Raw genomic sequence first — 20,045 nt, forward strand, 5'->3', positions numbered from 1 at the left:
GCCCCAGGGACGGCTCTGCCCCGCATAACCGGTGTGGGGCAACACCGTTCATGCGGGGCAGGGCAGCTCATGCTGAGGCTTAGATCGAGTAGCGCTCGTCCTCGTGGTCGCCCGGGTGGTCCTTGACCAGGCCCGCGGCCAGCGTGTTGCCGTCCTGCGGATCGATGACCAGGAACGCGCCGGTGCGGCGGTGGTGCAGGTAGTTCTCCAGCGGCAGCGGCGCGGAAAGCCGAAGCTGGGCGTGGCCGATGTCGTTCAGCTCCAGGCTGGACGCGCCTTCGAGCTTGAAGGTGGCCAGGTCCAGCTTGCCGCTGACGCTGCGGACCAGCGCCTGGACGGTGCGGGTGCCGTGCTTGACCAGTACCTTGGCGCCTTCGCGCAGCGGTTTCGGAGAGAGCCAGCACAGCGCGGCGTACAGGTCGGCGGTGGACTCCGGGAAGGTACCGGCGGCGGCAATCGTGTCACCGCGGGCGACGTCGAATTCCTCGGCCAGGCGGATCGCCACGGACTGCGGGGCGAACGCTTCCTGCAGCGACTCGCCGGCGAAATCAATGCCGGTCACCGTCGTGGTGCGGGCAGCCTGGCCGGGGGTCAGTACTGACACGGAGTCCCCCACCTTCACGGAACCCTCAGTGATCTGGCCGGCGTACGCGCGGTAATCACGGAAGGCCTCCACGTCCAGGCCACCGGCAACGGCGTCCGGAGCCAGCGCACCCTGCGGCCGGATAACCAGCTGCACGGGGAAACGGAAGCTCTCCAGCTGCGTGTCGATCTCGTCCGCGGCCGGCAGGGTCTCGAGGACCTCCAGCAGGGCCGGGCCGTCGTACCAGGGGGTGCGCTCGGAACGGTCCACCACGTTGTCGCCGTCGAGGGCGGACACCGGGATCACCAGCAGGTCATCGATGTGGTCCGCGCTGCCCAGCTCGGCAGAGCCGATGCCCAGTTCGCGGGCCACCTGCTGCACGTCCGCCTGGATCTCACGGAACACGGACTCGCTGAAGTCCACCAGGTCGATCTTGTTCACGGCCACAATGACGTGCGCCACCCGCAGCAGCTGCAGCACGGACAGGTGCCGGCGCGTCTGCTCCAGGACACCCTTACGGGCGTCAATGAGTACGACGACGGCATCCGCCGTGGACGCGCCGGTCACCGTGTTTTTGGTGTACTGGACGTGCCCGGGGCAGTCGGCCAGGATGAAGCTGCGCTGGTCCGTGGCGAAGTAGCGGTAGGCGACGTCGATGGTGATGCCCTGTTCCCGCTCGGCGCGCAGGCCGTCGGTCAGGAGGGCCAGGTCAATCCCGCCCTTCTCGCCGCCAAAGCCGCGGTCGGAGGAGGTCCGGGCAACGGCGTCGAGCGTGTCGGCAAGAATCGCCTTGGAGTCGTGCAGGAGGCGGCCCACCAAAGTGGACTTCCCGTCGTCGACCGATCCGGCGGTGGCGAAGCGGAACAGCGTGGTGGGCAGGGCCGTTTCCAGCTCGGCGGCCAGGAGTGAAGTTTCGGTGCTCATTTAGAAGTAACCATCCTTCTTGCGGTCTTCCATGGCGGCCTCGGAGATGCGGTCATCTGCACGGGTGGCGCCACGTTCGGTGATGGTGGAGGCGGCAACTTCGATCACAACGTCGCTCACGGTAGCTGCGTCCGACTCCACGGCACCGGTGCAGGACATGTCGCCCACGGTGCGGTAGCGGACGGTTTTGACGATGACTTCCTCGTGCGGCAGCGGCTGCGAAACTTCGCCGACTGCGCGCCACATGCCGTCACGGGCAAACACTTCGCGGTCATGGGCGTAGTACAGGCCCGGCAGCTCGATGTTTTCGCGTTCGATGTAGCGCCAGATGTCCAGCTCGGTCCAGTTGCTGATGGGGAACGCGCGGACGTGCTGGCCCACGGTGTGGCGGCCGTTGTAGAGGTTCCAAAGTTCCGGGCGCTGGTTGCGCGGGTCCCACTGGCCGAATTCGTCGCGGAGGCTCAGGATGCGCTCCTTGGCGCGGGCCTTGTCCTCGTCACGGCGGCCGCCGCCGAAGACGGCGTCGAACTTGTTCTGCGAGATGGCGTCCAGCAGAGGGACGGTCTGCAGCGGGTTGCGGGTGCCATCGGCACGCTCGGCCAGTTCACCGCGGTCGATGAACTCCTGGACGCTCCCGACGACGAGCTTGAGTCCCAGCCGCTCCACCGTCCGGTCGCGGAAGTCGATGACCTCGGGGAAGTTGTGGCCGGTGTCCACGTGCAACACGGGGAACGGGACCTTGCCCGGCCAGAAGGCCTTGGTGGCCAGGTGCAGCATCACCACGGAGTCCTTGCCGCCGGAGAACAGCAGCGCAGGCTTCTCGAACTCAGCCACGACTTCGCGGATGATATGGATCGCTTCGGACTCGAGGGCGTCCAGGCTGGAGAGGCGCGTGGATACGGCGGCTTCAGTCACCTGGGGGGTCTCCTCAGTTAGGAAAGTGCTCATACGTGTAGTCCGCATTCTGTCTTGTCGGTGCCTGCCCAGCGGCCGGCGCGGGGGTCGTCTCCGGGCGCCACCTTGCGGGTGCAGGGCTGGCAGCCAATGGAGGGGTAACCCTGGGAGAGCAGCGGGTTGACGGGTAGGAGGTTGTCGTCGGAGTACTGGACCAGCTGGTCGAACGTCCACGCGGCCACCGGGTTGACCTTGACCAGGCCGTTGACGTCGTCCCAGGTCACCAGCGGGGTGTTGGTCCGGGTGGGGGCTTCGTCGCGGCGGACGCCGGTGAACCAGAGTTCGTAGCCGGCCAGGGTGCGGCGCAGCGGGGCCACCTTGCGGAGGGCGCAGCACTGGGCGGCGTCGCGGGCAAAGAGGTCCTTGCCCAGGAGCCGGTCCTGCTGTTCCACGGTGTTCTCGGGAAGCACGTCCACCACGTTGACCCGGAGGTTCGCGGCCACCTCATCACGTGTGGCGTAGGTTTCCGGGAAGTGGTAGCCGGTCTCCAGGAACAGGACGTCGACGCCGGGCATCTGGTCCGCGACCAGGGCCGGCAGGACGGCGTCGGCCATGGAGCACGCGACGGCCACCGCGGACAGGTCGAAGTTGCGCTCCACCCAGGCGATTACGTCGCGGGCGGGGGCGTCCCAGCCGAGCTCGGCAGCACCGGACTCGGCGATGACCTTGAGCTCGTCATGGGTGCGGAGGTTGGTCACTGGAGTGCCTCCTCGTCTGCTGCGTGGGCCCATTCGGCGAAGGTCTGCCCTTCGGCGCGCTGGGCGACGAATGTGCGGACGACGCGTTCCACGTAGTCCGGCAGGTCCTCGACGTATACCTTCAGGCCGCGGACGGTGCGTCCCAGGCCTGCTTCTTCGCGGCTGTTGGAAGCCAGCCCGCCGCCCAGGTGGACCTGGAAACCCGGGGAGGGGTCGCCGTCGGGCGTTGGGAGCATCATGCCCTTCAGGCCGATGTCCGCGGTCTGGATGCGGGCGCAGGAGTTGGGGCAGCCGTTGATGTGCAGGGACAGTGCGTGCGGCAGTTCGCCGGACTCCGCGAGGTCCGCCAGGCGGCGTTCCAGGTCCGCGACGGCGGTGGCGGCCGTGACCTTGGTTTCCACGATGGCCAGCTTGCAGTATTCGATGCCGGTGCAGGCGATGGTGCCGCGGCGGAACACGGACGGGCGGGCGGAGAGGCCCAGGGCGTCCAGCTCGGCAACCAGCGGTTCCACGTGGTCCTTGGCAACGTCCAGCACCACAAGCTTCTGGTGCGGGGTGGTGCGCAGGCGGTAGGAGCCGTGGGCCTCGAGGGTGTCCGCGAGCTTGATCAGCTGCGCACCGGACAGGCGGCCGGCCAGCGGGGTGGCGCCGATGAAGAACTTGCCGTCCTTCTGCTCGTGCACACCGATGTGGTCGCCCGGGGTGGTGGGCTTGGGCGCGGCGGGACCGTCGGCCAGCTTGTAGCCAAGGTATTCGTCCTCAAGGATCTGGCGGAACTTCGCCGGCCCCCAGTCGGCCATCAGGAACTTCAGGCGGGCCTTGGTGCGCATGCGGCGGTAACCGTAGTCGCGGAAGATGCTGGTGACGCCGAGCCAGACTTCGGCGGCTTCCTCGGGGCGAACGAAGGCACCGAGCCGCTTGCCGAGCATCGGGTTAGTGGACAGTGCGCCCCCGGCCCAGAGGTCGTAGCCGACACCGAGTTCGGGGTGGCGGACACCCACCAGGGCGAAGTCGTTGATCTCGTGGACCACGTCCTGGCTGGGGTGGCCGGTGATCGCGGTCTTGTACTTGCGCGGCAGGTTGGACAGCAGCGGGTTGCCGATGAAGCGCTCGCCCAGCTCCGCGATCAGCGGCGTGGGGTCGATGATCTCGTCCTTGGCGATGCCGGCCACGGGCGAGCCCAGGATGACGCGGGGCACGTCGCCGCAGGCCTCGGTGGTGGACAGGCCAACACCCTCAAGCCGGTTCCAGATCTCGGGGATGTCCTCCACCCGGATCCAGTGCAGCTGGATGTTCTGCCGGTCCGTGAGGTCGGCGGAATCCCGGCCGAAATCAACGGAAATTTGGCCGATGACGCGCAGCTGCTCGGTGGTCAGCGCACCGCCGTCGATCCTGACCCGGAGCATGAAGTACTTGTCTTCGAGCTCGTGCGGCTCGAGCGTGGCGGTCTTGCCGCCGTCGATCCCGGGCTTGCGCTGGGTGTACAGGCCCCACCAGCGGAAGCGGCCGTGCAGGTCCTGGCTGGGGATGGCGTCGAAGCCGTCCTTGGAGTAGATGGTCTCGATACGCTCGCGCACGTTGAGGCCGTCGTCTTCCTGTTTCCAGGTTTCGTTGGCGTTCAGCGGGGTTTTGCCGTCCACTTTCCACTGCCCGTGCGGCTTTGCAGCGGGGCGGGAGGCGCGTGCGGGGCGCTTGGCGGGGTCCACGGACGCTCCGGCTAGAGCTGTATCAGTCATGCATCGACTGTAAGTGCCTGCCGAAGTGCGTCACAAAGGTCCGGAAACGCGAGGTCACCTAGGGAAACAATTCGTCACGAACCGCCGGAGAGCCTTGAAGAAGGCCGCCCGCTGTGCTTGGTTGCGGTTCCCTGGCGGGCCGCTATTGACCGCGTGCGACGGCGGCGTCGAACCGTTCCAGCGCGATCTCGGCGAGCACCGGCGACGGCAGCAGTGGTTCCGTCAAGAGATCGGCACCGGCTCTGGCCAGCTGGTCGTGGAAGAACCCCGGCGCGAGCAGGTAGGAGGCAATCACCACGCGGCCGCCGTCGTCCACGGCCCCTGCGGACTCCCCCGCCCCGGCGCCTCCTTCCAGTTCCTGGCGGAGGATGGCGACGGCGTCGGGCACCGACGGCTGGGCAGAGGCACCGTAGGCGGGCAGAATCCGGTTGGGGCGCAGCGCCCTGAGCTGGGCGGCGAGCTCTTCCACGCTGACGGCGGCGTTGGGATTGGAGGACCCGGCTGCGGCGAGGACGATCGCGTCGCGGTCCGTGACGCCGGCTTCGCGGAGGCGCTGGTCCAGCAGGGCCGCGAGCCGCGGGTCAGGGCCGAGCGGCGGTGCGGCCATGCTGCCCGGACGGCTTTTCACGGCACGGGCGATGTCCACCTTGACGTGATATCCGACGCTCAGCAGGAGTGGCACAACGACGGCCTGTTGTTCGTCAGGCAGGCCCGCCACCACGTCCACGAGGTCCGGCTGCTGGACGTCCACGTAGGCTTCGCGCACGTCCAAGCCCGGGCGCAGGGCCGCGATGTTTGCGCGCAGGGCGTTGACCTCCGCGGCGCCCTGAGTGCTGGACGTCCCATGGGCGCAGGCGATCATGATCGGGTTGTTCATAGGGGCTAGCGTAACGTTGGAGCCGCCCTGTCCGCCCACCATGAAACCGCCGGGACGCCACATGACATCGCCGTTCGACTCATTGCCGTTCGACATCGACCTTGTATGGCTTGACCTAGCCGGCGTCTTCTTTTTCGCCGTCTCCGGATCGTTGCTGGCGGCACGGAAGCAGTTCGATCTGGTGGGCTCGCTGCTGCTGGCGTCCCTGGTCTCCCTCGGCGGCGGCGTCATCCGCGACATCATCCTGAACACCACGCCGGCAGCCTTCTCTAACCCCGCGTACCTGGTTCCCCCGGTGCTGGCCACCGTCCTGGTGTATTTCCTGTACTCCAGCGTGCAGCGGTACACCTCGCTGCTGGTGCTGTTCGACGCCGGTGGGCTGGCCCTCTTCTGCATCACCGGAACGCTGAAGGCCCTGGCGCTGGGCATGAATCCGGTGGCCGCCGTGCTGCTCGGCGTAACAACGGCGGTAGGCGGCGGCCTGCTGCGGGACATCACCGCCAACGAGGTGCCCCAGCTCTTCAACCCCCGGGACCTCTACGCGCTGCCGGCCTTCAGCGGGGCGGCGTTGACGGCGCTGCTCTGGGTAACAGGGGCCTTCAACGTGCTGACGGCATGCGCCGTGGCGGCCGTGGTGTTCGCCTTCCGCGTAGTTGCCTGGCGCCGGTCCTGGTACGTTCCGCTGGCCGTGCATGGCTTGCATCGGCGGGGCTCCGGCGGCGGCCCCTGTGGCGGCCCCCGTGGGAGCTAGGGCTGTGGCTGCGGCAGCTTTGGGGGCGGTGGGGCCGGTGGGGCTGGCAGCGGCTCGGGAGCAGGCCGCAGTTAGCTAGGATATGAGCATGACTGACATGTTCCTCGAGAAGTTCCGCGCGCTTGTTCCGACCTATCTCGAGGACGAATGGCAGGAAGAAGATGGCCTGCCCGCGGACGAACTGGACGCGGCCCTCGCCGAACACCAGTTCCAGGTTCCCCTGGTCCTCCGCGAGTTCTACCTGGCGGTGGGCGGCTGTGAGGACATCATGGAGGCGTACCACTACTTCTGGGATCCCGAAGAGCTCGAAGTTGATGACGAAGGCTTCCTGATGTTCCTTGAGGACGAGGAAGAACAGTTCACCTGGGGCTTCCGTGTAGGCGACCTCGGCATCCCGGACCCCATCGTGTACCGCCGCAACAACGCCCGCGGCCAGTGGAAGAGCGAAGAGGGCACCTTCTCCGAATTCGTCTTCGACATGTTCGAGTGGGCCTTCAACGACGAGGAAGAAAACTAGGGTCCTCCCGCCGCGCTCTGTTTTCGGCCGCCGGCCGCTGGAATTCCCCAGGTTTGGCCGGTCCGCCCGGCGAGTCTCCCCGATCTGCCGGAGCGTCGACGCGTTCTCGAAGCGAAGCCGGGGAATCTCAGCGCACCACCCGGCCACGTAGAACCTGCCAAACCTCGTCCACGATCTTCTGCGGGTCGTAGACCACCTGCGCGTAGCCGTACCTGAGCACGGCGTAACCATCCAGGGTGCTCGCATTGTTCCGCAGCCTGTCCTTCTTGACCTGCTTCGGCTCCAGATGAGTGCCGCCGTCGAGTTCCACAATAAGGAAGCCCTCCAGCAGGAAGTCCACGATTCCGATACCGGGCAAGTCCACCTGGGTCTGGACGAAAATGCCCTCACTGCGGAAAAGGAGCCGGGCCACCACCTCGATGGGCGATCCGGCCGTGCCATCCACCAGGTCCAGGACCCTGCGGGCGGCTCCGTTTCGGTTGCCCGGCAGGTGTCCGCGCAGGTAATCCAGGGTGGTCCTGCCTTGCAGCAGTGCACTCTCTACCATGATGGCGGCTTCCACCTCCGGCAAACACCGCAGGCCATGAAGCAGTACATCAGTCAGGCCGGCCACGGGCCAGGGCATATCCTGGGGCACCACAGTCTCACGATGAACCACAACATCCTTGGCGGCCCCGTGCCGGCAGAGCAGGTGGAGGGCCGTAGGTTGGTGCAGTCGCCACAGCCGGTGGTGCGTGCTGGCCGAGCCGCAACTGAGCAGACCGTTGGCCAGGACCGCACCCACCAGATCGGGAGCGGCTCCGGGCAGTGCCACGACTCCATGCCGGAGACGCGATATCTGGCCGGACCCGATGGCCACGCGGATGTTCCGATCCGAGAATCCGGCCTTGCGCAATGTCGCCGTCCTGGCGACGGATCCTGCGTACTTGAGGTAAGAAGTGACGTCCATGTTCCCAGCAGAGCCGACCAAGCCTCTCGCCGGCAGGGTCGAAATCACCTATGTGCACAACCGGGCCGCTGAGTCTCCCCTGGTTTGGGCATCGTCCCCGGCGTGGCGGCAGAACTCGCCGGACAGAGAGCGGCATCTCCAGGCAAACAAGGGGAAATCCAGCGAGCGGGAGACAGAAAGCGTGTGACATGCGCAGTAACAGCGGACTTGCATCCTGTGACAAAGCTGTCATAGACTGTTCACGGATCCGCTAAACGCCTCCGGCGGGTCTGATGCGAACGGAGATATAGCCCCGGTTCGACGCAACGTGTGATTCGTTTCGTTGCTGAGAACCGGGGCTATTGCATTTAAGCCAACAACACGCAAAGGGGCCCCGGCCAGGTTCAAACCCCGCCGAGGCCCCGCTGCTCAACAAGAGAATCAGCTGGCGCGGTCCACCACAGCCAGGGCGAAGTTGGCCAGCGACGACTTCACAACACCCTCAGGAAGCGGCGCCAGTGCGGCAATGGCTTCGTCGGCCCAGCGGCGGGCAATCACCCAGGACTCAGCCGTGACCGGATGCTCGCGCAGCCCGGCAACAGCGGCAGCCAGAGCTTCATCAGAGGTCAGGTCCCCATCAATGAGCTTTAAGAGGTCGACGGCGGACTGGTCGCCGGCTGCGGCATCGCGCCGCAGGAACAGGACCGGCAGGGTGGGGACACCTTCGCGGAGGTCCGTGCCCGGGGCCTTGCCGGACTTCACCTTGACGCCGGTGACATCGATGACGTCGTCGGCGAGCTGGAAGGCCACGCCCACCTTTTCGCCGTATTCCACCAGCAAGTCCTCGTAAGCCTCGTCGGCACCGGCGAAGATGGCCCCGAGCTGGCCGGAGGCGGCCACCAGGGAACCGGTCTTGTCCGCGATGACGGACAGGTAGTGCTCCACCGGGTCCTCGTCCGGGCGCGGACCTACCGTTTCGTGCAGCTGGCCCAGGCACAGGCGCTCGAACGTCCGGGCCTGGATGCCCAGCGCGCGCGAACCCAGCTCGGACACCAGGATGGACGCACGGGCAAAGATGAGGTCGCCGGTAAGGACTGCCACGGAGTTTCCCCACACCTCGTGGGCGGTGGGGGCGCCACGGCGGAACGGGGCCGAGTCCATCACGTCGTCGTGGTACAGAGTTGCCAGGTGGGTCAGTTCCACCACCACGGCCGCCTGCACCACGGCAGGCAGGGACGCGTCACCGAGGTGGGCACACAGCAGCGTCAGCAGCGGACGGATGCGCTTGCCGCCCGCTTCCACGAGGTGACGCGACGTTGCGTCAGCCAGCGGATCGGAGTTGGCAATGGCCTCACGTAGTTTCTTCTCCACCCGGGCCAGGTTATTGGTAATGGCGGGGCCCAGCTCGGCGTCCTCCGCGATGGCCGCAAAGCCGGCGGGCAGCTGCAGACCCGTGGCAATGGCGGTGGTGTTGAGGCTGGGTTCGGAGTCCGGCAGGCCGTGCCCGGCGTGCGTCCAGCTGTGGTCTGCGGAGTTAGTCACTGGTTAACCCTAGCTTTTTGTTGCGGATACCGCTGGTTCGATGCCGGTGGGGTATGCGTGGATGTGTTGGATGTTGCCGGAACCAGCGATTCCAGGACGCGGATGGCCCGGTCCTCGAAGCCCTTCGCGGCCGGGTCGGTCAGGTTTGCGAGCAGCCGCACCACAAAGCGCATCAGCACGGGAATGGGCATCCCGGTCCGTAGCGCGAGCTTCATAACCGAGGGTTTTCCGATCAGCGCGGCAAATGCCCGGCCCAGCGTGAAGTGCGATCCCCACTGGCCCCGCACATAGGCCGCGTACCCCGCGAGGTGCGCGTCGGCGTCGTACGTTCCGGAGGAAGCGGAACGGGAGGACGCGTCGATGATGAACTCCGCCGCGAACCGCGCCGATTCCATCGCGTAGGAGATGCCCTCGCCGTTGAACGGGGAGACCATACCGCCGGCGTCGCCCAGGAGCAGGAGGCCGGGCGAGTAGTGCGGGGTGCGGTTGAAGCCCATGGGCAGCGCGGCGCCGCGGATTTCGCCCACCTGGTTGTCCGGGCTGAAGCCCCATTCGGCGGGCATGGCGGCGGTCCATTCGCGCAGGACCTGCTTGTAGTCGAGTTTGCCGAATTCCCTGGACGAGTTCAGGATGCCCAGGCCCACGTTGGAGGTACCGTCGCCCACGCCGAACACCCAGCCGTAGCCGGGGAGGAGCTTTCCGTCGCGGCCGGGGAGCTCCAGCCAGCCTTCCATCCAGTCGTCATCGTGGCGGGGCGAGGTGAAGTAGGTGCGGACGGCGACGCCGAGGGGGCGGTCGTCGCGCTTCTGGATGCCCAGCGACACGGCTGTTCGGGTGGAGTTGCCGTCTGCGGCGAGTACGACGTCGGCGCTGAAGTCGCGCGTCTCCCCCGTCTTGCGTCCGGACTCGTCCAGGAGCGCTGCGCGGACACCGGTCACGCGGCCGTCCTCCGAGCGCAGGGCTTCGGTGACGCTGTGCCGCTCGAGGATTTGCGCGCCGGCGGTCTGGGCGTGGCGGGCCAGTTCCTCGTCGAAGCCCAGGCGCGTGCGGATCAGGCCGTACTGCGGGAAGTCAGAGACCTCGGGCCAGGGCAGTTCGATGGTGCGGCCGCCGGCAATGAGGCGGAGGCCCTTGTTCCGGCGCCAGCCGTCCGCTTCGGGGTGCGGCAGGCCGAGCTTCTGGATTTCACGGACTGCCCGTGGGGTGAGGCCGTCCCCGCAGACCTTCTCCCGCGGGAAGCTGGTTTTTTCCAGGACGGTCACGCTGATGCCGGCTTTGGCAAGGTAATACGCGGCGGTGGAACCGGCTGGTCCAGCGCCGACAATCAGAACATTCACGCCGTTCAGCGGACGATGTTGCGGCGAAGCTTGGCGACAGGGCCCTTGTGCGCGGCGATGGCTTCCGCAGCCCCCTCCGGCGTGGATTCCAGCGGTTTGGTGGCGCGGTGTACGGCCACGATCCCGCCGGTCAGGTTGCGGTACGTGACCTTTTCCCAGCCGGATTCCTGCAGCCAGGCGGCCAGGTGGTCCTGGTCGGGCCAGGCGCGGATGGACTCGGCGAGGTACACGTAGGCGTCCGGGTTGGAGGCCACCTTGACGGCGATGGCCGGCAGGGCACGCATGAGGTATTCCGTATACATGGTGCGCCACAGCGGAACCACGGGCTGGGAGAACTCGGCGATGACCAGCTTGCCGCCGGGCTTGGTGACGCGGAGCATCTCGGCCAGCGCCTTCTTGGGCTCATTGACGTTGCGGAGACCGAACGAAATGGTGCTGGCGTCGAAGCTGTTGTCCGAGAAAGGCAGGTTGGTGGCATCGCCGGCAACGAAGTTGATGTCCGGGCGGCGGCGCTTGCCCACTTTGAGCATGCCGAGGGAGAAATCGCAGGCGATGACATCTATGCCTGCATCGGCATACGGCTCGCTGGAGGTGCCGGTTCCCGCGGCCAGGTCCAGCACCCGCTGGCCCCGTTTCATGTCCATGGCATCCACCACTATCCTGCGCCAACGGCGGGTTTGCCCCATGGAGAGGACATCATTGACGACGTCGTACTTAGGTGCGACGTCGTCAAACATCGTGGCTACTTCGTCCGGACGCTTTTCCAAGGATGCTCGGTTCACCATGCAATTGTCTCAGACAAACTTGGGAAGGACTTTCGGCGAGCCCGTCCACCGGTCCGAAGCAACGGCAAACGCCTCTCCCGCCGCGCCCCTCACCCGAGCCGCAGGGCCCAACGCGGACGCACGCATACGCGGGAGTAATGTTGTCTCATCATGACGAGCACGTTCCGCACCCTCACAGTCCCCCTGGATGGCAACGCATCTGCCGGCGGACTGCCGCAGTTCCTGCTCCGGGACGACGTCCTCTGCTGGACCCGCCGCGAAGCCGGCCTGGTGGGGTTCGGCGAGATCGCTCGCTTCACGGCCACCGGCCCTGAGCGCTTCCTGGAGGCCGACATATGGTGGCGGCACCTGGTCATCGAAGCGGACATCACCGACTCCGTGGAGCTGCCCGGCACTGGCCCGGTGGCTTTCGGCTCCTTTGCATTCTCCAAGAAGTCCACCCACGTATCGCGCCTGATCGTGCCGGAGATCGTAGTGGGCGTCCGGGACGGCCAGTACTGGCTCACCCAGTTAACGGTCGACGACGGCGAACTCACCGAAGCGGGCGCCCTCGCCGCGCTGGACGGCTGGCTAAGCGGTGGCAGCTTCGCTGGTGAGGCCGGCACCGCTGGTGAGTCCCCCACTGCCGGGGACGGCACGCCCGGCGCCGTCCCCACCGAACGGGGCGGCGCCGTCGTGCGTCCCGTACCTTCGGCTGATGGAGCCACGCTGCACACCGGCTCGCTCAGCGAGGAAGACTGGATGGCCGCCGTCGCCGCGGGCGTGGCGGAGATCCGAACCGGTGCGCTGGAGAAGCTGGTGCTGGCCCGGGACATTGTGGCCACGGTGCCGGCGGGCGTGAACGCCGCGCAGGTGCTGCGCGAGCTGGCCGTACGCTACCGCGAATGCTGGACGTATGGCGTGGACGGGCTGGTGGGCGCCACCCCCGAGATGCTGATCCAGGTGGAGGGCCGCACTGCCCAGGCGCGCGTGCTGGCCGGTACGCTGGACCGCCGCGATGCTCACGGCGAAGACGGGATTCCGATGGATTATGCGGAGCGGGTGCTGGCCGGGTCCGAGAAGCAGCGGCATGAGCACGAGATCGCGATCCAGTCCCTGACGTCGCAGCTGGCACCGTTTTCCGAGGCCATGAACGCGCACGACGAGCCTTTCATTTTGGAGCTGCCGAACGTTTGGCACCTGGCGTCGGACGTCAAGGCAGAGCTCGCCGAGGTGGAGGGCCATGTGCCCACCTGCCTCGCACTGATCAACGCGCTGCACCCAACGGCCGCGGTCTGCGGCACACCCACGTTGGTGGCCGGCGCCCTGATCCGCAAGCTTGAACACCTGGACCGCGGACCGTACGCGGGGCCGGTGGGCTGGCTGGACGCCGCCGGCAATGGCGAGTGGGGCATCGCGCTGCGCGGAGCTGTGATTGAGGATCCTCATACCGTGCGGTTATATGCCGGTTGCGGCATAGTGGATGGCTCCCAGCCGGAGGCCGAACTGGCCGAGACGTGGGCCAAATTCCGGCCGATGCTGGAGTCGCTGGGGATTTCCAACTAGGTAGCATGGGCGAAGTGTCCGGAGTTCCAGACATGATCCGCGCCCTAAGTCTTGATTTAGGCTGTGGTTTAGTTATCCAATAGTGAAACTAAGTTTCGTGTGATGCACATCTCTCATTCGGCGATACACTATGAACCGATTTAGTACCGCATACCCCTGCAACAAAAGGTAAAGAACATGCAGCTCAAGTCCCTGGCCCAGGCCAAGTTCGCCGCCAAGGCAGCAGCAATCCTGGCCGCCGGCGCGCTCACCCTCACTGCCTGCGGCGGCAGCACCACCCCGGCAGCGTCCGAAGGCGGCATCCAGCTCATCAACGCAGGCAAGCTCACGGTCTGCTCCGACGTCCCCTACGAGCCCTTCGAATTCCAGAAGGACGGCAAGATCGTTGGCTTCGACATGGACATCGCCAACGAGATTGCCAAGGACCTCAAAGCCGAACTCAGCGTCGTGGACAGCTCCTTCGAGGCCATCGAGACAGGAACCGCCCTCACCGGCTGCGACCTCTCCATCTCCTCGGTGTCCATCACCGACGTCCGCAAGTCCGTTATGGACTTCTCCAACCCGTACATGGACGATGACCTCACCCTCGTTGCCACCACGGCATCCGGGATTACGGACATCAACAGCGCCAAGGGCAAGAAGGTTGGCGTCCAGCAGGCCACCACCGGCGCCAAGTACGCAGCGGAGAAGGGCATCGACGCGCAGCAGTTTGAGGACAGCGGCCTCCTGGTCCAGGCCATCCAGGCCGGCACCATCGACGCAGCCCTGGGCAACCAGTCCATCCTGGCTTATGCCATCAAGGATGACCCCAAGTTCAAGCGCGTGGAGGACTACGCGTCCGGTGAGAAGCTGGGCGTTTCCATCAAGAAGGGCAACACCGCCATGGCCGAGAAGGTCAACGCAACCCTGAAGCGCATCACCGACGACGGCAGCCTGAAGAAGTTCGAAACCACCTGGTTCGGCGAGACCGCCAAGTAACCTGCCCTTCGGACTGACCCTTCACAGCCCTGAGTACTACGCCGCTGGGGCCCCTGACGAACTGCACCGCAGCCCGTCCGGGGCCTCAGCCACGCAAATGAATGTGAGCACCCCATGGCAATGACCGCACGTCAACGGGCCAGAGTGAGCCTGTATGTCCAGATCGGCATCTTCGTTGTGGCCGTGGCCGCGCTGGTCCTGGCCACCGACTGGAAGACCATCGGCACCAGCGTCTTCAACTTCGCCAAGATCGGCCCGATGTTCCCGGACATCTTCCTGGTAGGCCTTAAGAACACCCTGATCTACACGTTCCTTGGGTTTGTGGTGGGCCTCTCCGGCGGCCTCCTGCTGGCCCTGATGAAGCTCTCCACCTTCCCGCTTTACCGTTGGATCGCCACAGGCTACATCGAGTTCTTCCGCGGAGTTCCGGCGCTGCTGGTGTTCATCGCGTTCGGCTACGGTGTCCCGCTGGCGTTTGGCGTTCAGTGGAACGTCACCGTGATCGTCATGATTTCACTGGGTATGGTGGCCTCGGCATATATCGCCGAAACTCTCCGCGCCGGCCTGCAGGCTGTGCCCAAGGGACAGCTCGAGGCCGCACGGTCGCTGGGCATGCCGCAGTGGCGGGCCATGGTGTCCATCGTGATTCCGCAGGCGTTCAAGATTGTCCTGCCGCCGCTGACCAACGAGGTCATCCTGCTGACCAAAGACTCCTCGCTGATCTACGTCCTGGGCCTGACGGCATCGCAGTACGAGCTTACGAAGTTCGGCCGTGACGGCATCTCCAGCCTGGGTGCCGGCCTGACGCCGCTCCTCGTGGCCGGTGCCTTCTACCTGGTCATCACCATCCCGCTGAGCCTCCTGGCCCGGAAGTTCGAAAGCCGCTCCGCGCGGACCAAGCGATAGGCAGGGAACCATGAACGACGTCGTAAATTCCTCCGCCAGCAACACCGGCACCATCAACGCGGCCGGAGTCTCCATCAAGGACCTGCGCAAGTCCTACGGCAGCAACGAGGTCCTCAAGGGCATCAGCCTGGACGTGGCCCCCGGCGAAGTGGTGTGCCTGATCGGCCCCTCCGGTTCCGGCAAATCCACCCTCCTGCGCTGCGTCAACCTCCTGGAACAGCCCAACGAGGGAGCCATCCATGTGGGCGGGTTCGAGGCTACCGACCCCGACGTGGACATCGACAAAATGCGCCGAAAGGTGGGCATGGTGTTCCAGCAGTTCAACCTGTTCCCGCACCTGGACGCCAAGCGGAACTGCACCATTGCGCAGACGAAGGTGCTGAAGCGGTCCCAGGAAGAGGCCGATCAGGTGGCCCAGCACAACCTGGAGCGCGTGGGCCTGGGGCACTTGTCCGACCGTTTCCCGGACCAGCTTTCCGGCGGCCAGCAGCAGCGTGTTGCGATTGCCCGCGCCCTGAGCATGGACCCGGAACTGATGCTCTTCGACGAGCCAACCTCCGCCCTGGACCCCGAGACTGTGGGCGATGTCCTTTCGGTCATGCGGAACCTGGCCAAGGAGGGCATGACCATGCTGGTGGTGACCCACGAGATGGGCTTCGCCCGCGAAGTGGCGGACCGCGTGGTGTTTATGGATGGCGGTGTGGTGGTGGAGGAAGGCGTGGCCGAGCAGGTCATTTCCGCACCCACCCAGGCCCGCACCAAGGAGTTCCTGCGCCGTGTCCTGGACCCGACGCACATCGAGATCGAAGAGTAAGCCAGGCGCCGCCCGCCGCTACCGGCGCGCAGCCCTTTCGACGCGCTGATCACCTGCTGACGCGCAGATGCCCTGTCGCTACCCAAATACGGGCGCGACAGGGCATCTGCGCGTCGCGGGGACTTTTGCGCGTCGTGAACTACCCTGCCAGGACTCCCGCGACGGCGGCGGACACGGCGGCCTTGATGCGGGCGTGGAGGGCACGGAGGGCAACACGGTCCGTGCGCACCTCGATGATGCTGCGGCCCTTCAGCGGCGCGGCGAGCGCCTCGGCGAGTCCCGCCGTCGTACTTACCGAGCAATGCCCGACGCCGTACGCTGCGGCGAGTGCCGCGATGTCCACGGTGTGGGGGGTGCCGAAGAGTCGCTCGACGGCGCCGCCGTATGCTCCCGCCGAGCGCACGGCCCCGTGCTCCAGCAGATCGAAGATGGCCCCGCCGGCGTCGTTCAGCACCACTATCCGGAGCCCGGGTTCGGCTTCGCCGGAACCCAGGAGCAGGCCCCCGGCGTCGTGCAGGAACGTGACGTCGCCCAGCAGCAGCGTGGTGTCCTGGCGGCCGCCGAGGGCGATCCCGGTGGCCGTGGAGATAGTGCCGTCGATCCCGGCAAGGCCGCGGTTGGCGTAAACCGTCGCGGCAGGCTCGGCGGCGGGCAGGCCGGCCAGGTCAACGTCGCGGATGCCGTTGGAGGAGCCCAGCATCAGCTGGCCGCGGGCATGCCGCCAGACCATTGCTCCCACGGACGGGCCGGTGGCGGCGGGCTCGGCGGCCAGGACGCCGTCGAGCGCGTGCTGCGCTGCGGCCCCGGACAGCAGCCAGGTATCGAGCCAGTCGGACGGGCCGCGGCCGGCGAAATCCGCGAGGTCGGCGAGGTTCTCGAGCGGAAGTTCGGTGCGCCGGCCCGGCTGGTACCAGGCCACGGGGACCGGCTGGTACAGCGCGGACGGCACGTCGGCCCGCTCCAGCAGTGCGGCAACCGGCCTGGACAGTGTGGGCCGGCCGAACATCACCACGCGTTCGATGGGCTGGGCCGCGGACGGTCCGAAGTGTTCCAGCAGCAGCCGGTAGGGGCCCACAGCGTTGGGACCGAACCGGGCGTTTGAGGACGGTTCGGCGAGCAGCGGCAGGCCGTGGGCACGGGCGAACGCCTCGGCAACGGGCCCGGCGTCGTGCCCTGCCAGCACCACGGTGCGCCGTTCCTCGAGCGACGCAGAGGCGGGCGGCAGGTTCATGGTGAGCGGGTCGGTGCCGATCCGGAACCTGGGATGCGCGGCCGCCGTCGGAAGCTCTTCCCCCGGCGCGGGAACCAGCGGGTCGCGGAACGCCAGGTTCAGCTGGACTGGCCCGGGCGCGAGGTCGGAAAACGCGCCGGTGGCTGCGGCCAGCGCCGTTTCCACCGCGCGCAGTGGGCTGCTGCCGGCCGGGACATCGGCGGCGAACCGGACGTGCTCCCCGAACAGGTCCAGCTGGATGGTGGTCTGGTTGGCGCCGGTCCCCTGCAGTTCCTCGGGCCGGTCAGCGGAAATCACCACCAGCGGGACGGCCGCGTGGTTGGCCTCCATCACGGCGGGCATGAGATTCCCGACGGCGGTGCCTGAGGTGGTGAGGACGGCCGCCGGGGAGCCGGTGGACAGTGCCAGGCCAAGGGCCGTGAAGCCGGCGGAACGTTCGTCGATGCGGACCAGGAGGTCCACGCGGCCGGCCGCTTCGGCCTCGGCGAGGGCGTAGGCCATGGGGGCGGAACGAGAGCCGGGCGAGACCACCACGTACTGGACGCCGCCGTCGATCAGTGCGTCGACGGCGATCCGCGCGGCGGCGATTGCGGCCAAAGGAGCCGAGGCAGAGGAGGAAGCGATGGGGTCTGGGGAAGTCTCAGAAGTCACCGACCCAGTCTCCCACCCCCAATCGCTCTCTCACTTAAAGTCGCTTAAAGCCGAACGCTCTATCACTTCCCGGCGCCGGAGCATTAGGAAGGGATAGAGCGTTGGCGAAAAACCCACCAAAAGTGAGAGAGCGTCCTGGTGGAGTGGGAAATAACCTAGCCGCGGAACACCTGGACCACTGCCGGACGCGGGGCGCGCACCTGGCCGCGGGCCGGCGTCGTGCCTTCCGCAACGTAGTCCGGGAAGAAGGAGTTCGGCGCGTCGAACGAACCATCTTCGCCCGGGTGCTGGACCGAGACGAAGACGGTGCGCTCGTCGTCGTGGACGATGGGGCCGCAGGTTTCGCCGTCGCGCGGCACGGCCAGGAACTGCTCCACCTTGCCGCGCTCGGCGCCTTCGAGGGTGACCTTGAAGAGCCCGTCGGCCTTACCAATTCCGGCGGGGGCACCATCGGTGGAGATCCACAGGTTGCCCACGGAGTCGAAGGCGAGGTTGTCCGGGCAGGAAATGGGCGAGACCTGGTCCACCGGGAAGCCGGAGAAGTAGGTGACGTCGCCGGTGGAGGGATCGCCGCAGACCATCAGCAGGTTCCAGGTGAAGCGGGTGGAGGTCTGGTCGCCGGTTTCGGTGATCTCCACGATGTGGCCGTCGCGGTTGGCGTTGCGCGGGTTGATCTCCGTGGCGCCTTCCTTGCCGGCCTTGCCACGGTCCGAGTTGTTGGTGCAGGCCACGTAGACCTTGCCGGTGTGCAGGCTGGGCTCAACGTCCTCGCAGCGGTCCATCTTGGTGGGGCCCACCTTGTCCGCGGCGAGGCGGGTGTAGACCAGGACCTCTTCCACGGTCATGCCCGGAACGGCGGACGCGCCGTCCACCACCAGCGGCAGCCACTCGCCGGTGCCGTCGAACGAACCGTCGGCGGGAACGTTGCCAACCCCGGTGATCTCCGCGGCGGGCGAGTTGCCCGTGAACTTGGCGACGTAGAGGTTGCCGGCCGAGAGCAGCGTCATGTTGTGCGCCCGGTCGCCCTCCTTGTACTTGTCCTTGGAGACGAACTTGTACAGGTAATCGAAGCGTTCGTCGTCGCCGGAGTAGGCAACCACGTGCCCGGACTCGGCGATGATCACGTTGGCGCCCTCGTGCTTGAAGCGGCCCAGCGAGGAGTGCTTCTTCGGCGTGGATGTGGGATCGAACGGGTCAACTTCCACGATCCAGCCGAAGCGGTTGGCTTCGTTTTCGTAGCCGGCGTTGCGGGTGTCGAAGCGGGGGTCGTCCAGTTCCCACTTGCGCGCAGTGGCCGACGCCGACAAGCCGTAGCGCTTATCGCTGGCGGACGTGCCCGGCGACACGAAGTAGCCGTTGAAGTTTTCCTCGCCGGAGAGGATGGTGCCCCACGGAGTGGTGCCGCCGGAGCAGTTGCCCAGGGTGCCCTTGATCTTGCGGCCGCTCGGGTCGGCGACGGTCTTGACCAGGGCGGAACCCGCGGCGGGTCCGGTCAGTTCGTAGACCGTGTTGTTCAGGTACCGGCGGTTCAGCGGCGCGCCCTTGACATAGGTCCACGGCTTGGTGGTGTTCTTGCGCTCCAGCTCGACGACCGTCAGCCCGTGTGCAGCGGCCCCCACCGCGCGGACGTCGGCCGCCGGCATCGTGGCCGGGAACATGATGCTTTCGTTGGTGTATTCGTGGTTTGCGAACAGCACGGCGCGGCGGCCCTTGGTGTTGGGCATTTCCAGGATGTCCGTGTAGTCGTTGTTGTAACCGAACTGCTTTTCCTGCGCGGCGGCCGTCTGGTTGTTCAGATCGAGGTCCGGCGTGCCGTTGAAGATCGGGTCGCCCCAGCGGATCACGGGCTGCCAGGTGAAGCCTTCCGGCACGGTGAAAGCGTCGACGGCGGCATCCACCGGAGCGATCGGCGTGAACTTCAGCTTCGACTTGGCAAAGCCCTCCTTCGCGGCGGGTGCCAGGCCGGGACCGCCGGCAACGGCCGGTTCGGCGGAGGTAATGGCGCTGCCGAGCACGACGGCGAGCGCACCGGCGGCGCCGAAGCCCAGGGCGGCGCGGCGGGACATGGTGGCGGACGCGATGTCCCGGAAGTAGCTGTTGGAGCTGGTGTTGCAGACATCGCCGGCGCAGGCGTTGTCGCATTTCAGGGCGCAGGTGACGGCGCTGCGCTTGCCCTTGGTGTGGCCAAGCATGGGCAGCAGGGTGAACTTGCGGGCTGTCGTTTCAGACAAGGGGAGCCTCCAGATTTACGATCGGGTCCCAGCCACTTTGTCAGCCGCTTCCGACGC

Annotated in this window: 17 protein-coding genes; 6 read left to right on the plus strand and 11 right to left on the minus strand. The window is 66.7% G+C overall.

The genetic code is table 11. The annotated features are described in order from the left end of the window. Positions 1-79: 79 nt before the first annotated feature. The 5 genes from ACZY0Q_RS07675 to ACZY0Q_RS07695 form a co-directional block, all read right to left on the minus strand. Positions 80-1,507 carry a sulfate adenylyltransferase subunit 1 gene (locus ACZY0Q_RS07675; RefSeq protein ID WP_463915624.1) on the minus strand — a complete coding sequence of 476 codons (1,428 nt, stop codon included), beginning with the start codon at positions 1,505-1,507 and terminating at the stop codon, positions 80-82. Beyond that, positions 1,508-2,455 (minus strand): sulfate adenylyltransferase subunit CysD, encoded by a 948-nt coding sequence (gene cysD, locus ACZY0Q_RS07680; protein ID WP_463915627.1) that lies wholly within the window; start codon positions 2,453-2,455, stop codon positions 1,508-1,510. After that, complete coding sequence (locus ACZY0Q_RS07685; RefSeq protein WP_463915629.1) at positions 2,452-3,192, minus strand: phosphoadenylyl-sulfate reductase; 741 nt, start codon at positions 3,190-3,192, stop codon at positions 2,452-2,454. Before ACZY0Q_RS07685 ends, cysD begins: the two co-directional genes overlap by 4 nt. Continuing rightward, the gene (locus ACZY0Q_RS07690; protein WP_463915631.1) at positions 3,156-4,895 is read right to left on the minus strand and encodes a nitrite/sulfite reductase; all 1,740 of its coding nucleotides are present in this window, start codon (positions 4,893-4,895) and stop codon (positions 3,156-3,158) included. Before ACZY0Q_RS07690 ends, ACZY0Q_RS07685 begins: the two co-directional genes overlap by 37 nt. Positions 4,896-5,037: 142 nt before the next feature. Continuing rightward, positions 5,038-5,772 carry a sirohydrochlorin chelatase gene (locus ACZY0Q_RS07695; protein WP_463915633.1) on the minus strand — a complete coding sequence of 245 codons (735 nt, stop codon included), beginning with the start codon at positions 5,770-5,772 and terminating at the stop codon, positions 5,038-5,040. Positions 5,773-5,833: 61 nt separating this feature from the next. On the opposite strand from ACZY0Q_RS07695, the gene ACZY0Q_RS07700 reads away from it, so the two are divergent. After that, positions 5,834-6,523 carry a trimeric intracellular cation channel family protein gene (locus tag ACZY0Q_RS07700; protein WP_463915635.1) on the plus strand — a complete coding sequence of 230 codons (690 nt, stop codon included), beginning with the start codon at positions 5,834-5,836 and terminating at the stop codon, positions 6,521-6,523. Between the two features lie 88 nt (positions 6,524-6,611). Further along, complete coding sequence (locus ACZY0Q_RS07705; protein ID WP_056344779.1) at positions 6,612-7,040, plus strand: hypothetical protein; 429 nt, start codon at positions 6,612-6,614, stop codon at positions 7,038-7,040. A 127-nt stretch (positions 7,041-7,167) separates the two neighbouring features. Here ACZY0Q_RS07705 and ACZY0Q_RS07710 read toward each other — a convergent pair whose 3' ends face one another. The 4 genes from ACZY0Q_RS07710 to ACZY0Q_RS07725 all read right to left on the minus strand — a co-directional run bounded on the left by ACZY0Q_RS07710 (position 7,168) and on the right by ACZY0Q_RS07725 (position 11,629). Further along, positions 7,168-7,989 (minus strand): endonuclease domain-containing protein, encoded by an 822-nt coding sequence (locus ACZY0Q_RS07710; RefSeq protein WP_463915637.1) that lies wholly within the window; start codon positions 7,987-7,989, stop codon positions 7,168-7,170. 420 nt (positions 7,990-8,409) lie between these two features. Further along, positions 8,410-9,510, minus strand: a complete 1,101-nt coding sequence (locus ACZY0Q_RS07715) for a polyprenyl synthetase family protein (RefSeq protein WP_463915638.1) — start codon at positions 9,508-9,510, stop codon at positions 8,410-8,412. Further along, a complete protein-coding gene (locus ACZY0Q_RS07720; protein WP_463915640.1) occupies positions 9,507-10,847 on the minus strand; it encodes a geranylgeranyl reductase family protein in 1,341 nt (446 codons plus the stop codon). Before ACZY0Q_RS07720 ends, ACZY0Q_RS07715 begins: the two co-directional genes overlap by 4 nt. A 5-nt stretch (positions 10,848-10,852) precedes the next feature. Next, a complete protein-coding gene (locus ACZY0Q_RS07725; RefSeq protein ID WP_463915641.1) occupies positions 10,853-11,629 on the minus strand; it encodes a demethylmenaquinone methyltransferase in 777 nt (258 codons plus the stop codon). A gap of 153 nt (positions 11,630-11,782) precedes the next feature. Between ACZY0Q_RS07725 and ACZY0Q_RS07730 the strand changes: the two genes are divergently transcribed. The 4 genes from ACZY0Q_RS07730 to ACZY0Q_RS07745 all read left to right on the plus strand — a co-directional run bounded on the left by ACZY0Q_RS07730 (position 11,783) and on the right by ACZY0Q_RS07745 (position 15,875). Next, positions 11,783-13,177 carry an isochorismate synthase gene (locus ACZY0Q_RS07730; RefSeq protein ID WP_463915642.1) on the plus strand — a complete coding sequence of 465 codons (1,395 nt, stop codon included), beginning with the start codon at positions 11,783-11,785 and terminating at the stop codon, positions 13,175-13,177. A gap of 177 nt (positions 13,178-13,354) precedes the next feature. Continuing rightward, entirely contained in the window at positions 13,355-14,155 is an 801-nt protein-coding gene (locus ACZY0Q_RS07735; protein ID WP_463915644.1) for an ABC transporter substrate-binding protein, read from the plus strand. A 114-nt stretch (positions 14,156-14,269) separates the two neighbouring features. Continuing rightward, positions 14,270-15,061: an amino acid ABC transporter permease gene (locus tag ACZY0Q_RS07740; protein WP_463915646.1), complete on the plus strand. Its 792-nt coding sequence runs from the start codon at positions 14,270-14,272 to the stop codon at positions 15,059-15,061. A 10-nt stretch (positions 15,062-15,071) separates the two neighbouring features. Next, the gene (locus ACZY0Q_RS07745) at positions 15,072-15,875 is read left to right on the plus strand and encodes an amino acid ABC transporter ATP-binding protein (protein ID WP_463915647.1); all 804 of its coding nucleotides are present in this window, start codon (positions 15,072-15,074) and stop codon (positions 15,873-15,875) included. A 139-nt stretch (positions 15,876-16,014) separates the two neighbouring features. Here the strand turns inward: ACZY0Q_RS07745 and menD are convergent, their stop codons facing one another. Then, positions 16,015-17,757: a 2-succinyl-5-enolpyruvyl-6-hydroxy-3-cyclohexene-1-carboxylic-acid synthase gene (menD, locus tag ACZY0Q_RS07750; protein ID WP_463915648.1), complete on the minus strand. Its 1,743-nt coding sequence runs from the start codon at positions 17,755-17,757 to the stop codon at positions 16,015-16,017. 155 nt (positions 17,758-17,912) lie between these two features. After that, positions 17,913-19,988: a PhoX family protein gene (locus tag ACZY0Q_RS07755; protein ID WP_463915649.1), complete on the minus strand. Its 2,076-nt coding sequence runs from the start codon at positions 19,986-19,988 to the stop codon at positions 17,913-17,915. Positions 19,989-20,045: the final 57 nt, after the last annotated feature.

Source organism: Pseudarthrobacter lactosi (genome assembly GCF_055412785.1).

Coding starts and splice junctions, on each gene's coding strand:
- ACZY0Q_RS07710 (WP_463915637.1), bottom strand. CDS start 7,989: ATGGACGTCACTTCTTACCTCAAGTACGCAGGATCCGTCGCCAGGACG.
- ACZY0Q_RS07745 (WP_463915647.1), top strand. CDS start 15,072: ATGAACGACGTCGTAAATTCCTCCGCCAGCAACACCGGCACCATCAAC.
- ACZY0Q_RS07685 (WP_463915629.1), bottom strand. CDS start 3,192: ATGGGCCCACGCAGCAGACGAGGAGGCACTCCAGTGACCAACCTCCGC.
- ACZY0Q_RS07690 (WP_463915631.1), bottom strand. CDS start 4,895: ATGACTGATACAGCTCTAGCCGGAGCGTCCGTGGACCCCGCCAAGCGC.
- ACZY0Q_RS07730 (WP_463915642.1), top strand. CDS start 11,783: ATGACGAGCACGTTCCGCACCCTCACAGTCCCCCTGGATGGCAACGCA.
- cysD (WP_463915627.1), bottom strand. CDS start 2,455: ATGAGCACTTTCCTAACTGAGGAGACCCCCCAGGTGACTGAAGCCGCC.
- ACZY0Q_RS07740 (WP_463915646.1), top strand. CDS start 14,270: ATGGCAATGACCGCACGTCAACGGGCCAGAGTGAGCCTGTATGTCCAG.
- ACZY0Q_RS07735 (WP_463915644.1), top strand. CDS start 13,355: ATGCAGCTCAAGTCCCTGGCCCAGGCCAAGTTCGCCGCCAAGGCAGCA.
- ACZY0Q_RS07705 (WP_056344779.1), top strand. CDS start 6,612: ATGACTGACATGTTCCTCGAGAAGTTCCGCGCGCTTGTTCCGACCTAT.
- ACZY0Q_RS07695 (WP_463915633.1), bottom strand. CDS start 5,772: ATGAACAACCCGATCATGATCGCCTGCGCCCATGGGACGTCCAGCACT.
- ACZY0Q_RS07675 (WP_463915624.1), bottom strand. CDS start 1,507: ATGAGCACCGAAACTTCACTCCTGGCCGCCGAGCTGGAAACGGCCCTG.
- ACZY0Q_RS07700 (WP_463915635.1), top strand. CDS start 5,834: ATGACATCGCCGTTCGACTCATTGCCGTTCGACATCGACCTTGTATGG.